The following is a 13099-nucleotide window of genomic DNA, read 5'->3' on the forward strand; positions in this document are numbered from 1 at the left end:
CAGAAATGGAAGACCCGGCGCCGGGCCGGGTCAGTGGGTCAGCAGAGAGGGCTGAATCTGGCTTTCCAGCCTGGCCCGCTCGTCATGGAAGCGCGGGATCTCCCGCTTTCGCTCCAGCATCAGGTGCGAGCCAAAGGAGGCGCGTACCTTGGACTCGACCTCGCGCGCGATCAGCGCCTGCATCTGCTGCCAGAGGCCTTGATCCCGATGCTGCAGCGCGTCGCGCATCCGGAAGAACTCCTTCACGAGCGAGATCTTGAAGTCGACGACCTTCTCGGTGTTGCGCATCAGCGAGATCAGCAGGGCGGCCTGGTGCTCGTTGAGCAGCGCGACTTCCCGCTTCTGGGTGCCGCCGGCCGTCGCGAAGGGTGCAACTTCAAATTGCACCCCTCCCAACTCCTGCAGCGCTGCCAGATGCCGGCGGATGAGCTGGATGACGGCGCGGTGCCGCTGGCCGAGCCCTCTCGCGACCACATCGGACGACGCGCGCGGCTCGCCGTCGATGACGGTCACGAGTTGGAGCGGAAGGTCAGTCATGGGGATCTCCCTGTCGAGCCCTGGGAATGGGTGGCTGCGGCAGCACGTCCAGGGAAACGTGTGTTCGGCCCGTCGGCCTATCCGCAGCACAAAAGCAAAGGCCCCGCACAAGGCGGGGCCCGAGAGGACGGCAGCGTTGGTCAGTTCACGTTGCCGGAGTTGCCGGTGCCAGGCTGCACGCCGTTGTGCGTGTGCGTGTCGTCGACACGCTTGCCGTTGGCGGTGATCTGGCCGATCACATTCAGCACGCCGTTGAAGACCGCCGCGGCACCGCTCACCGCACTGCCGACCATGCCGCCGATGAACGTCAGCAGCCCGGTGATCGTCACGCCGTTCGAGAAGGTAGCCAGCGGCGTGACCACGTCGAAGCCGCCCGGCGCCACGATCTTGACCTTCTGGCTGGTCGGGTTCAGGTCGATGAAGGTCGCGCCGTCGTTGCTGCGCAGCTGCGTGCTGACGGTGCTGATGCCGCTGATCTTGGTGGCCTGGGAGAAGAATCCGACGAAGGCGAAGCCGTCGCTCAGGTCGTGCACCCGCGGCTCGATCGGCGGCTGCACACCGCCCGACTGCCACCAGGCGTCAATGCAGCGCGCGGCGAAGACCACCAGGCACTCGTCGCCGTTGGCAACCGGGAAGGTCAGCGTGCAGCCACCGCCTCGCGGGAAGTGCACCGGCACGTCGACCAGCAGCGGGAGGTTGACAAACTGCGCGGTACCGTCCGGCGCATGCACGATGCCCTTGATCGCGAGCTGCACGGTCGCGGTGACGGCGCCGTCGCTGAATGACTGGATGATGCCGGGCATGGCGGTCCAGATGCCGGTCTGCAGGCCATCCAGCGCCACGCGCAAGGCTTCCTCGGGGTCGTCCCAACGTTCTCGGCTATCCACTGGTCACCGCATTCGTGTAGGTCGATGTCAGCGGCGCGGTCCCGTTGAGGCCGGCGCAGATCATCTCGGTGTAGAAGTCCTGGCCGCGCGTGTCGCCTGACTGGCTCATCGCATAGACCTTGTAGAACCCGTCGTCGTCCAGGCTCGGGAAGTAGTTCGTGGCCGTGTAGTCCACACTCAGCGCCGCCTGCTGGATGCTGGCGTTGGCGATCTGGACCCGCGTGCCGGGCCGGATATTCGGGTTCAGCAGGCTCTTGACGACGATGCCATCAACCGTCTGGACCGGGTTCCCGATCATCCCGGTGGCCGAAGTCAGCACGACGGCCGCCCCCGGGAGAACGTCGTTCACCGGCACCATCTGCAGTTGGCCGTTCTGCACCGACCACTGCGTACCGCTCGCGCCAGCGAGCTGCCGCATATAGTCCCGCGTCATTCCGTAGCAGACCTTGCCTCGCGGCATCTTCGTCGGCGCGAACGCCGGCGAATACCCCGAGACGATGCCGTACTGCGCCATCGACTGCAGCAGCGCCGCACGGTAGTCCGACTGCGACCAGCCGGCGGCCAGCGTCGTGTTCACGACCGACCAGTTATAGGCCTCGTCCGCATGCGCCGCGATCAGGTCGATGAAGGTATCGGTGGCGTTCTCCCGCCCCTTCCGCACCTGCTTGAGGCCGCCAGAGAAGATCAGCCCGAAGTTGTCGCCGTACCCGGCCTGCAGGAACACCTGCTTGAACTCCTGCTGGATGCTCTTGGCCGTCGCATCGGCCACGTTGTACACCCGGATGGTCGCGTGCGCCGGGCTCTGTGTGGTGGCGCTGAAAGTCCGGAAGGAGACGTGCAGTTCCGACAGGTCGAGGCCTTGCCCGCTCGCGTTCCCCACGATCAGGCTCACACGGCGAAGCCATTGTTGGGTCATCAGGGCACCACGCAGTAGAGGTGGGATTGCGTTCCCAGGTTCGTGAACGTCGGCGGCGCGTCGGCCGCATCGGTCTGAACCCACAGCTCGAAGCCGAAGCCCAGATAGCCGTACTGCGCCAGCAGGTCCACACCGGTCACCAGGGGAATGCCCGACAGCAATGCGTTGCCGCTCGCGTCGGCGATGTCCAGGAACCAGCCGCCGCCGTCGGTATCGCGCCAGGCCAGCGCGAACTGGTACTGCATGCCCACCAGCGTGATGGTGAACGTCTGCGGCTGCGCGGTCAGCGGAATCTCAAAGGTCTGCATCAGTTCAGTCCCAAAGCCGACTTCCCAGCGGAAACGCCCCGATACAGCAGGCTCGTGTTCGTGGCCTGCGGTTGCTTCGTGCCCGCGTTCGTCGACTGCCCGGTCTTCTGCGGCATCGCCTGATTCTCGGCCGGCACCAGCTGCGTCGTGCTGGTCTGCACCACGATGATCTCGCGGCAGTTCAACGTCGCGATCAGCGCGTTCTCGGTGCGGGCGTCCGTCGTGACGCTGATCGACCGGATCAACATGTTCAGGTACTTGCGCTTGCCCGTTGAGATGTTGACCAGCTCGCGCAGCTTCTGCAGCTGCAACAGCCGGTCGTAGGCGTAGGACGAGTAGTTGCCGAACTGTAGCGACGTGACGGACGCGAGGCTGCTGTTCGTCCAGCCGATCGTAATGGTCAGCTCCGCCGGCTTCTTGTAGGCGTGATCGGAGATCTGGGCGCCCTGCTCGACCGGGTGGTCCGTGATGACCAGCTCGTCGCTGTGCTGCTCCTCAAGCGTCACGTAAGCGCTGAACGTCCCAAGCGACGAGCTGATCGACCGCTTCGGCATGAAGATCGCGCTGACCAGGTCGGCGCCTGCGAGCGCGGCCACCGCCAGACCGCTTGTTACGAGACTCGTCATTGCGCGGCCGTCCTCATGTTGCGCACCAGGCGCTGGTTCACCCCGTTCTGGGCCTGAGCCACCGCCTGCGCGGTGCCTTGTGGGTCGCTACCACCCGTCACGTGAATCGTCGTTTCCTGGGTCACGCTGACCGGCGCGCCGGCCGCGGTCTGCGGGCCGGCGGCCCGCGCTGCCGAGGCAGACGCCAGCTGCTCGGTGCTGTAGGGGTTCCGGCCGTTCTCGACCTTGATGATGGCGTCCATCAGGCCATGCATCAGGCGCGGGTCGTTCAGGTTGAGGGCCGCATCGGAATCCACGCCCAGGCGCCGCGAAACGCTGCCGATATAGGCCTGCGTGTTGTTCTCACTGGGCGGCGCAAACTTCGAGATGATGGCGCGGACCGAGTTGATCCCCCGCGCGCCGTACCGGCGCAACTGGTCGGCCAGCGCCCGCAAGCCAGCCTCGGCCGTCTCGAACACCGCGAACCGCCCGTTCGGGCCGGTTTCCCGGGTCGCCCCGGCCTGGCCGACGAAGTTCAGGTTGCCCGGGTTGTTGTTGCGGATGCCTCGCGGCTGGCGCCCGGCCGCCGCCGCCGGCGCAGCCGCCCCGGCGGACGCGGCGGGCGCCGCGGTCGCTGCCGGCTGTTGAGCGTCGGACCCGCCGTAGGGCTTACCGTTGCCGTGCAGGAACTCGCCGACGGCGAACTTCAGGCGCCCCCAGTCCTTGTGGACGATCGCGTCGATGGCGTCGACGGCGGCGATCGCCCGGTACATCATGTCCCCGAGCAAGTCCCTCAGCCAGGCGATCGCCTTGCCCGCGAGCTTGATCCCCGGTTCCCACTTCGACCAGTCGATCAGCGCCTGGCCGCCCTCCCTCCAGACCTTGTAGTCGTCGTAGAGCGCCAGGATGGCGGCGCCGAGCGCGATGATCCGCCCGATCGGCGTAGCCAGGAAGCCAGCCGACAGCACCTTCCAGGCGATCCCGAGCGCCGCGACTGCCTCGATGACGGTCTTCACCGTGCCGTCCAGACCGTTGAACCAGTCCACCACCGCGCCGATCGCCTGCATCCCCCGCAGGGCCAGGGTGCTGATGATGTCGGCCACCAGCAGCACGCCGCTGGCGACCTTCTCGACGATGCCGGCGATCCGCCCGAAGTTGTCGACCACGCCGTCGCGGAAGCGCCGCAGATCACCGGACAGCTTGCCGGTGAGCGTCGTGGCCACCTTCTGGCCCAGGATCACGAACGCGGCGCCCAGCGAGCGCACCTCATTCATGAACGCATGCGACGACTTGGCGGCCTCCTGCGAATCCATGCCGGCCTTGGCCAGCATGTCCTGGTAGTCATCGCCGAACTGCCCCATGCCCTCGCGCAGGGCCATCAGCGTCTTCTCGTCGATGCCGAGCGCCTGGGCGTAGGCGTTGGCCCGGTAGAAGGGCATGCCGGCGAACTGCTTGCCGAGGTCCGCCAGGATCTCGGTCGTGTCGCGCAGCCCGCCGTTCGCCTGGCGGGTCTGCACGCCAATGCTGTGGATCAGCCCTTCCCCGCCCGGACTGTTGCGCATCAGGCGCGCCAGGCTCTCCAGCGACCCGCGCGCGGCCTCCGCCGTCGATCCCATCTGCGCGGCGGCGAAGCCCAGGGCCTGGATGTTGGCCACGGCCGCGCCGGTGCGCTGCGACGCGAAGTACAGCGACTCCATCTGGCTGGCGATCACCGTGACACTGGCCACCACGGCAGCCGACGCGGTCTTGATCGCGATCCCGAGCTCTGCAACCTTCAGCGTGGCCGAGAGGATGCCGTCGGTGAACTTCTTCTGGCCGCGCTCGTCGACCTTGAAGCCCAGGCCGACGAGAAACTCGCGGATCGTATCGACGTCACCTGCCATGTTTCTGCTCTGCGAGTTGGTGCGCCAGCTGGGTGTTCTCTGCCAGCACGTCCAGCGCTTCGTTCATCAGCGCGATGTCCGCCAGGTCGATCCTGCCGTCCTTTAGGCTTTCGAAGAGGCACATGCCCTTCACGACCGGCCGCATCAGCCAGTCCAGCCCGTCGGGCAGGGTTGCCCAGGCTATGCCGCCGGGTTCGTCGCTTGAGCGCTGGCGAGGAACCCGGACAAGAAAGGGCCCAGGCTGTGCCAGATCACCTTGGCGACCAGCTGGACGGTGCCGCCCAGGTCGATGTCGTCGAACATCAAGCCGCCGCCCGGCACGAAGACCGGCGCCCAGTTGTTCATCTGGTTGCGCAGCACCACCGCCAGGCAGGTGTTCACCACGTATTCGAAGTCCCCGTCGGTCATGTCCGCCAGCGCTTGCGCCAGCGGCTCGACGGCGGCCGCGATGCCGGCCAGATCCTCGTTGGGGGTGCCGGCCTTGGCCGACTCGGTGAACTTCACGAACACCGGTAGCAGCTTGGGCAGCACCGGCCCGATCTTGCGCGACACGTGCAACTGCTTGATCGTGTCCAGCTTGGCCGCCCGGTACCGCTGGCCCGCGATGTCAAATTCGATCGTCTGCATCTATGCCCCCGGTCAGTAGGTGCCAAGCACCGAGTCGATCTTGATGCAGTCGAACACCCATTCGATGATGTCGCCGTCCTTGGCGTACTTCATGTTGGGCTTCTTCTTGAAGGCGCACTCGCGCGCGACGTGCAGGTCGGCCGCAGCAGTGTTCGAAATCGTGATGATGTTCTTGCCCCAGAGCGATGCGCTAAGGGCCTGCGCGTCGTAGGCAACCATCAGCTTCCGGTTTGCCGGGCTCGTCTTGAGCAAGCGAAAGGTGATCTGGCCCGATTTGTCGGCATGCAGACTGTGCATGCCCTCCCCGTCCGCGGCGACCGTCATGGTGTTCTTGTCGCTGGCGGCGGCCACATCAATGCCTTCTTCGGCGGCGGCTGAGCCGTAGCCCAGTTCGATGGAGCCGGTCGGGCCGACGAGCGTCGCGGTGACGTCTTTGAAGCTATACGAGGGCATGGTTCACCTTAGCGTTGAACGTTGACGGTCAGCGAGATCGAGTGGATCGCGCCGGCTTCCAGTGCGGCAATCTGGAACGGGACGGACTTGCGGGCCTGGCGGTCCGACGTCGACTGGGACGAGATCGGCGGCGTGTAGATGTAGTAGCCCTTCGACAGCGTGTCGCCCTGATTCAGGGCGCCGAAACCGGCCTGGTTCCACACCCCCGCCGCCAGATAGCCGTTGGTCACCGCAGCAGCGCACGACGTCTCCATCGTCGCGGACAGCGTCTGGTTGCCGGCGTCGGTCTGCGGGATCTTCGTCGGGCTGGTGTACAGCGCGTTGTACAGGTCGGTCTGCACCCGGTTGCGGAACCAGATCGCGTTGTAGATCGAGTCGATGAAGATCCCGCTCGGCGTGACGCCGTTCTGAATGATCGAGGTGCTGTTGTCGTAGTTGACGTAGTAGTTGTAGTTCTTGGCGTCCAGGGCGTTGGCCTGCGTCGTGTTCAGCGACTCGGCCACGACCCCCGGCTCGGTCTTGTACGCCAGGGTGATGGTCGTGCGGTTGCTGTTGAAGTTCACAGTCAGCAGGCGGCCCAGCAGCGACGCCGCCGCGTATGGGCTGGTGCTCGACCACTGCGGGAAGCTGTACTTGTAGCCGAGCTGCTTGAGCAGGTAGCCGATGTCCGTGGTCTGGGTCGGGTCAACCGCCGCGGCCTCCTGCGAGGTCACCGCGTACAGGTGGGCCTGGTCGGCCTCCACGAAGGCCGCCACCGCCAGATGCTGCGTGTTGGTGACCGTGGTGTCGGCGAACGTGATGCCCAGGAACTGGCGGCCGAAGTTGGTCACCATGGCGTTCACCGCGTCGACCGGCTGCTCGGCGGCCACGCCGTTGACCGGCGCCGACGCGACGCCGGTGGTCAGCCCCAGCAGCGCCGAGACGTCGGTGCCCACTGCCGGCGACGTGGCGTAGGTGATCGTCGAGGCGTTCACGCCGCCGGACAGCGTCGCGCCGGACAGGGTGATGTTCGTCGAGGACTTGGCCAGGGTGAAGCTGTTTCCGGCGGTGCCCAGCGCGCCGTAGGTGACCGTCACCACGCCCAGCGTCGTCGAGTACCGCGCCTTGCTGAGGTTGACGTCGGCGGACGCCTGCAGGAAGGCCTGCAGGTTGGCGGCGGTCTGCGCGGCGGTCGTGCCCAGCAGCACCTGGTTGGCGGTCGGGTTGGCGCTCACGAAGGTGACGACCGTGCCACCGATGGTAACCGTGTCGTTGGCGGCCGGATTGCCCGTCAGCGTGATGGTGCCGCCGGCGGCCGTGCCGGCGCCGGCCGACGCGCTGGTGACCTCGAAGCGGCTGTAGTTCGCGTTCCAGACGCAGCTGGCGGCCGCGCCGAGGGCGGTCGAAATCACGGACGCCACGCCGTTCAGGTTCGTCTGCGCGGTGAAATCCAGCCCGGTGACGGTCTTGAGGGTGCCGTCGACCGTGACGTTGAACCCGCCGTTCGAGATGACGGTCCAGTTCGCCATGGCCTGGGCGGCAGCGGCCAGCAGGCCGCCCTTGAGCTTGGCCGACGTGGCGGTCTTCGCCCAGCGGCCCACCAGCAGCGATTGCGGCTGCGGGGTCTGGTTGAAGTACAGCGCGGCCGCTTGGTATTCCGGCGCGCTCAGGCCGAAGTCGGTGGCCACGGCTGCGGCGGACGCATAGGCCCGGAACCGCTCGCCCGGGTCGATGACCGAAGACGCGCCCAGGATCAGAGCCGTGTTGAGGTTCGCCCCTTGCGCCGCCTGCGGCGACATGTTGATCGTGACGTTGATGAGCCGCGAGACCGGCAGGGTATTCGGCATGGACCGCTCCAAATGCAGAAAGCCCGCGCGCGGCGGGCTTGTCGAAGGGGTGAATCGGGAATTACGGGGTGACGCTGACTGGCGCCGTGGTGGTGGGCGTCTGCACCTCCACACCGGCGGACTTGACGTTCAGCACGGCGTAGGTGCGCGTAATCTTGCGGCGGAAGCTCAGCACGACGTCATAGCGCCGGATCCACTGCTCGTTGAGCAGATCCGGCGCGCCGCGGATCGAGCCCTCAGCGACCGACTGCATGTCGTTGGCCTTGAGCTGTTCGAGGTTCTGCGGGATGCCGAGGCCGTCCACCAGCTGCTGCGCGTACTGCTTGGCGTTGTGGCCGTAGAACGACGCCAGGACGTCGATCTCCTGATGCCGCACCGAAGTGTCGCTGCCCTCGCCGGCCGGGTTGTGGGTGATCGCCGGGCCGGCGTCCGCCGTCTGCACCGTGACGCCGAGCGCGCACCAGTTGACCGACGGCTCGGGCTGCTTCGGCACCGTCGGCTGCCAGCGCGGGCGGACCATGTTGCCGGGCAGTCCGGTGATGCCGACGACCATCTGCTGGAACACCGCGTCGAGTGCAGCATCCTCCAGCGGCGGCGACGCGGCGGCCGGCGAGAGGTAGCCGCCAGTGGAACTGTCGTTCATGGGTCACCCTGCGAGCTTCTTCAGCGTGCACGTCGCGGCGATGAAGCCACGGCCGTACGAGCTGTAGCTGTTCACGTTGGTCACCGTCCATTGCCGGCCGGACCACGTCACCATATCGGCGTCGAACCCTTCCTGGCCCGGGATCAGCTGGAATTGCGTGTGGATGGTGATCGTGTCGGTGATCCGCGCGCCTTCCGCCACGCGCTGCAGGACGGCGCCGCCCATGCTGGTGACCACGCCGTAGAAGGGGCCGGTCATCGGCGTGTCGACGGCGATGCCGTCGCTACCGACCGTCTGCGCGTTGCGGGTCACGACCAGCGTGGTGTCGAGGAAGTCCGGGTCCAGCAGGACATCGGAGACGTCGAGTAGCGGCATGGTCGATTACCCCCGCGCCTGCGCCGGCACGGTGTCGCCCGGCTCGTAGACGGTGTAGTTCACGCCGTCGCAGACCGTGTAGATCCGGTTGTCTGGAAGCGGCGAGGCCGGCGCGATGACTGGTCCGGAATCGGTTTGAACGATCACGACTGGCACGGTAATCATTTGTTCAACACCTTAACGGTCATAGCGTCCAGCGTGATGCTGTCCGCTGCGTTGGCCAACTGCATGAGCATAGTCAGGGTGATCGCTTGCGTCGGGTCTACGGCACGCGTCTGCAGGCCTGCGGTGATGGATGTCGCCGGCACGATGGATGTAGCGTGCACCATGGAAGTGCCGCGCCGGTAGAACTCCATGTAGGGGAACGACCCAAATGCTGTAGTCGCGAGCGTCGTGGTCAGGCACGAAATGCCGTTGAGCGCCAGCGTGAACTGCCGTGTACCCGCCGGGCTCGTGTTTGCACTCACGATCCCGTCGACCTCCAACTTGCCGCCATCAGCGATCGCATTGGCTGGTATCACCACCGTCGCCATGACCGTCTGCGACGTGGTTCCCGTCAAGGTGCTGGCCGCAGACGATGTGTACAGGACTCCCGGCGCCTTCAGTCCAACGCCGCCGCCGTTCGACAGGCCGCGAGTCGTGTACCAGTTCGTGCCGTCCGTGAAGAATCGACACCCGGTGTTCGGGTAGAGCGTGACCGATCCGTTGCTCACGCCGTCCAGGCTCACGCCAGCGGGCACCGTCAGCGTCACCACGTTGCCCGAGACGTTCTCCACGCTGGCGTTCCAGCCGTTCGCGAAGTTGCCGGACGAGCCCGTTGGGGTCGGCAGGGCCTGCGAGATGGCGGACGCGGGGTTGAGGATCAGGCAGTTGCCCAGGTCGCCGGCGGCCCAGGTGTAAGCGGCGGTCTGGATAGCGCCGCCCGCGAGGCCTACCGTTGGAACGGCGCTGGTTACCGCAGCTCGCATCGTCATTGTGCGTCCCCCACGCTGACATACACCGTCGAGCCAGGCCCCGGCGCGATCAGACTGAGCTTCGACGTGCCGGCCGGCAGATAGAACGTCTCGACCGTCCCGGCCAGCATGAAGACGCCGTTTGCCATCGTCAGCCCCGCCGCGGTGCCGTATGCGAAGGCGATCGGCTGCGTGCCGTAGTTGGCGATGCGCACCGTCGCGGCGCGCGTGAGCGTGGCCGGCAGGCTGATCTGCTGGACCGCGGCGGTCACGGCCAGTGCCGCGCCGGCGGTCGGCGGGTTCTGCGCGGCGCCGCTCGGGTAGAAGCTCAGGCCAGCGCTGACCTCCACGAGATCGCCATTGATCAAGCGTTGCATTTCAGTCCTCGGGAATCAGGGGTGCGGGGTGGCTGCGGCAGTCCGGAGACTGGCCGAGGGGCCGATCAGGGCTGACCGGCGGGGAAACGCCCAACGGAAAAGGGCCGCACGCGGCAGCCCTCAGGTTTCAGTGATGACGGGTTACTTCTGGCGGACCACGTAGGTGATCGCCTGCCTGTATTGGCCGGTGTCGATCAGCGGCTTCGCGTTCGCGTTGTCCGGGGTGTTGCCAGCGGCGCGGCTGGCCAGCTCCTTCGCGGCGCCCTTCCGGCCACGCCGCGCGCGCGCACGCAGCGTCGACTCGGCCAGCGGCACGAACGGCCCATCGGTGATCTTGGCGCGCACGCCCCGCTGCCCGACCATGCCAGCGGCGTTCAGCGCAGCGTTGACGCCGCTCGGCGAGCCGGTCAGCGCGGCGGTCGCGGCCTTGCGCAGCCGGCCGGCGACCTCGTCCTGGACGTCCTGGATGCCGGGCACCAGGTGCGGGCGCGCCCGGATGTTGTTCGCCGGCGAGCCGGTCTCCATCAGGTAGCCGATCGCCGCGTTGCTGATGGGCTGGTCGTCGTCCCGCTCGGCATTCGCCTGCGGCACGCCGACGAGCACCTCCTTGGTGGCCAGTTGGCTGATCGCCTTGATGACCGCGCCGAGCTTGTCGACGGTCATCTTGACGGTCATAGCTGCAGGCCCCCGGCGCCTATCATGCGCGCGAAGTTGAGGAACCGGATTCCGTACGACGTCATGTTCCAGAATCCGGCGTCCGACAGCGCCACGGCGCCCGTGTCGTAGGAGACCGACACCTTGTCGACCGACTTGGACGACGTCGGCCCCTTGACCTCGCCGGGCGTGCCGCCCACGTCGGCCGTGGCGCCGTCCCGCTGCGCCAGCACCAGGTGGTGGGCCGTGACGAGCGCCAACCCCAGATTGGTGAGTTCCATCCAGCGGACGGGATTCACCAGCGACGTCGCCACGGTCAGCCACATCTGGATGAGCGTGTTCGGGTACTTCGTCGTGTCGGAGAACTCCGGGAAGTCGGCGCGGAACTGTTCAGGTGTCATGGCAGGAATGGCGATGCCCCTCTCGGGGCATCATACCCCTCATTTCGACTGCTTCGACGCCTTCGGCGCTTCCGCCGTGGCCTTCTCGGCTGCCTGCTCGCGCTCGGCGATCGCCTTCTCGCGGTTCAGCAGCGAGACGTCGCGCTCGTCGGCCGCGTCTTCCCGGTCGGCGACGGCACGCTCGCGCGCGGCGAGCGCCGCATCGCGGGCGGCCAGGTCGGCCGTGCGCTGGTCGAGCTGCTGCTCGCGGCCGGCCAGCGCCTGGGCGGCGGCGTCGAGCGCCGCGCGCTGCTCGGCCAGGCCGTCGGCCTCGGTGGGGCCCACGGGGGCGCCCTCGGCCGACGCCGGCGCCCCGGCTACCGGCTTCTCGCCGGCATGCGCCTTGACGTACCAGTGATCCGCGAGGGCCTGGTCGACTTCCTGCTCACCGATGACGAAATGCACCTTGGCGCCGTCGTCGTGGGTGAGCGTGAACGGGGTCTTGATGTAGATCTTCGGCATGTCAGATCCCGTCGCGGTAGGCCGCCGTCACGCCGTAGCGCCACTCGATCTGGCCGAGGCGGCTCCAGTAGGTCGTGATCTGGAACAGCGAGCGGTACTCGAGCGGCGTGCGCTGCAGGTCCGTCATCGGGTACTGCACGTACTTCTTGTCGTTGTTGTACGCGACCATGCGGTCGACCGTGCCCAGCTGGCCCTGGGTGCCGCCGACGCCGGCGCCGATCAGCCACTTCAGCTCGAGGATCTCCAGCGGCACGCCTTGCTGCGTGCAGATGTTGTTCTCGAGGATGTAGGTCAGAATCGACTTCTGGGCGGCGGTGTTGACCGGCTGCGACGCGACATAGCCGAGCTGGGCCGGCGGCAGCATCAGGCGGTTCGGCTTCACCTTCCAGCCGGAGGCCTGCCAGGCAGAGGTCAGCAGCTCGTTGACGTCCTTCAGGATCTCGCTCGGCGTCTTGGTCGTCCACTGAGGCGTGCCGCCGACGCCGTTGCCGACGTTGGAGACGCTGCCGACTGCCGAGTTGGAGTTGACCAGGCCGGTGAAGCCAAGCTGCGAGTCGCCGTAGTAGACGATCTGGTCGATGTCCATGTTCCGCTTCAGGTTCATGGCCTCGACCTTCTGCGCGTCGATCGGCATCCCGAGCCGCTGCGATTTCACCAGTTCGGGCACCGTGTACTTGACCTCGGCACCCCACAGGCGCAGCGGCTGCGGCGTCTTGCCGATGTCGACCGACGGGCCGGCGAGCGCGTTGCCCTCGTTCGAGATCCAGTTGAGGCCGTTCGGGTTGATGCCACCGCTCATGCCGAAGGCCGAGTTGGTGAACGACGCGATCTCGTCGGCCGCCGACACGTCGCTGCGGATGTGGACGTCGCGCGACCAGGTGTACTCGACCAGGGGCTCGTTCAACGTCTGGTCCAGGCGTTCGAGCTGGCCGACGAGAAACACGCCGGTCGAGTCGATAGTGGCCTGGTCGTAGGTCATCATGCCGTCGTGCGTGCGCGCACGGATCAGGCGGCGAGTCGCTTCGGCGATCTCGCTGCGGCTGCCTGCGGCGGCCAAGCGCTGCAGGCGCTTCAGTTCGGACATATCCATGTGTTGGCTCCGGAAAAACAGAACCCCGCCTGGGCGGGGCTGGTTGATGCGCCGTCCGGCGCC

At 66.9% G+C, this 13099-nt stretch carries 19 protein-coding genes; all 19 read right to left on the minus strand.

The window, feature by feature from the left end; genetic code table 11:
- Positions 1-30 precede the first annotated feature (30 nt).
- Positions 31-537: a Rha family transcriptional regulator gene (locus BKK80_RS13380; RefSeq protein ID WP_071069787.1), complete on the minus strand. Its 507-nt coding sequence runs from the start codon at positions 535-537 to the stop codon at positions 31-33.
- A gap of 140 nt (positions 538-677) precedes the next feature.
- Positions 678-1424: a Gp138 family membrane-puncturing spike protein gene (locus tag BKK80_RS13385; protein ID WP_071069789.1), complete on the minus strand. Its 747-nt coding sequence runs from the start codon at positions 1422-1424 to the stop codon at positions 678-680.
- Positions 1417-2340, minus strand: coding sequence for a phage protein (locus tag BKK80_RS13390; RefSeq protein WP_071069791.1), 924 nt, complete (start codon positions 2338-2340; stop codon positions 1417-1419). The genes BKK80_RS13385 and BKK80_RS13390 overlap by 8 nt, the downstream gene beginning before the upstream one ends.
- Positions 2340-2648 (minus strand): phage baseplate plug family protein, encoded by a 309-nt coding sequence (locus BKK80_RS13395; protein WP_071069793.1) that lies wholly within the window; start codon positions 2646-2648, stop codon positions 2340-2342. Before BKK80_RS13395 ends, BKK80_RS13390 begins: the two co-directional genes overlap by 1 nt.
- Positions 2648-3274, minus strand: coding sequence for a phage baseplate protein (locus tag BKK80_RS13400; RefSeq protein ID WP_084545580.1), 627 nt, complete (start codon positions 3272-3274; stop codon positions 2648-2650). Before BKK80_RS13400 ends, BKK80_RS13395 begins: the two co-directional genes overlap by 1 nt.
- Positions 3271-5136: a hypothetical protein gene (locus tag BKK80_RS13405; protein ID WP_071069795.1), complete on the minus strand. Its 1866-nt coding sequence runs from the start codon at positions 5134-5136 to the stop codon at positions 3271-3273. Before BKK80_RS13405 ends, BKK80_RS13400 begins: the two co-directional genes overlap by 4 nt.
- Entirely contained in the window at positions 5126-5281 is a 156-nt protein-coding gene (locus BKK80_RS37080) for a DUF6889 family protein (RefSeq protein WP_167366675.1), read from the minus strand. Before BKK80_RS37080 ends, BKK80_RS13405 begins: the two co-directional genes overlap by 11 nt.
- 35 nt (positions 5282-5316) lie before the next feature.
- Complete coding sequence (locus BKK80_RS13410) at positions 5317-5763, minus strand: phage tail assembly chaperone (protein WP_084545581.1); 447 nt, start codon at positions 5761-5763, stop codon at positions 5317-5319.
- A gap of 12 nt (positions 5764-5775) precedes the next feature.
- Positions 5776-6216, minus strand: coding sequence for a phage structural protein (locus BKK80_RS13415; protein ID WP_071069797.1), 441 nt, complete (start codon positions 6214-6216; stop codon positions 5776-5778).
- 8 nt (positions 6217-6224) lie between these two features.
- Positions 6225-8042 carry a DUF3383 domain-containing protein gene (locus BKK80_RS13420; protein WP_071069799.1) on the minus strand — a complete coding sequence of 606 codons (1818 nt, stop codon included), beginning with the start codon at positions 8040-8042 and terminating at the stop codon, positions 6225-6227.
- A gap of 61 nt (positions 8043-8103) precedes the next feature.
- Positions 8104-8685, minus strand: a complete 582-nt coding sequence (locus tag BKK80_RS13425; protein WP_071069801.1) for a phage neck terminator protein — start codon at positions 8683-8685, stop codon at positions 8104-8106.
- A 3-nt stretch (positions 8686-8688) separates the two neighbouring features.
- A complete protein-coding gene (locus BKK80_RS13430; RefSeq protein WP_071069803.1) occupies positions 8689-9060 on the minus strand; it encodes a hypothetical protein in 372 nt (123 codons plus the stop codon).
- 6 nt (positions 9061-9066) lie between these two features.
- Positions 9067-9225, minus strand: coding sequence for a hypothetical protein (locus BKK80_RS36460; protein ID WP_157903224.1), 159 nt, complete (start codon positions 9223-9225; stop codon positions 9067-9069).
- A complete protein-coding gene (locus tag BKK80_RS13435; RefSeq protein WP_157903225.1) occupies positions 9222-10034 on the minus strand; it encodes a hypothetical protein in 813 nt (270 codons plus the stop codon). Before BKK80_RS13435 ends, BKK80_RS36460 begins: the two co-directional genes overlap by 4 nt.
- Positions 10031-10390, minus strand: a complete 360-nt coding sequence (locus BKK80_RS13440; RefSeq protein ID WP_157903226.1) for a hypothetical protein — start codon at positions 10388-10390, stop codon at positions 10031-10033. Before BKK80_RS13440 ends, BKK80_RS13435 begins: the two co-directional genes overlap by 4 nt.
- Before the next feature lie 141 nt (positions 10391-10531).
- Entirely contained in the window at positions 10532-11053 is a 522-nt protein-coding gene (locus BKK80_RS13445; protein ID WP_236903678.1) for a hypothetical protein, read from the minus strand.
- 8 nt (positions 11054-11061) lie between these two features.
- Complete coding sequence (locus BKK80_RS13450; RefSeq protein WP_071069811.1) at positions 11062-11445, minus strand: DUF4054 domain-containing protein; 384 nt, start codon at positions 11443-11445, stop codon at positions 11062-11064.
- Between the two features lie 39 nt (positions 11446-11484).
- Entirely contained in the window at positions 11485-11946 is a 462-nt protein-coding gene (locus tag BKK80_RS13455) for an STY1053 family phage-associated protein (protein ID WP_071069813.1), read from the minus strand.
- Between the two features lies 1 nt (position 11947).
- Entirely contained in the window at positions 11948-13036 is a 1089-nt protein-coding gene (locus BKK80_RS13460; RefSeq protein WP_071069816.1) for a DUF2184 domain-containing protein, read from the minus strand.
- Positions 13037-13099: the final 63 nt, after the last annotated feature.

It is taken from the genome of Cupriavidus malaysiensis (assembly GCF_001854325.1).
Taxonomy (GTDB): domain Bacteria; phylum Pseudomonadota; class Gammaproteobacteria; order Burkholderiales; family Burkholderiaceae; genus Cupriavidus; species Cupriavidus malaysiensis.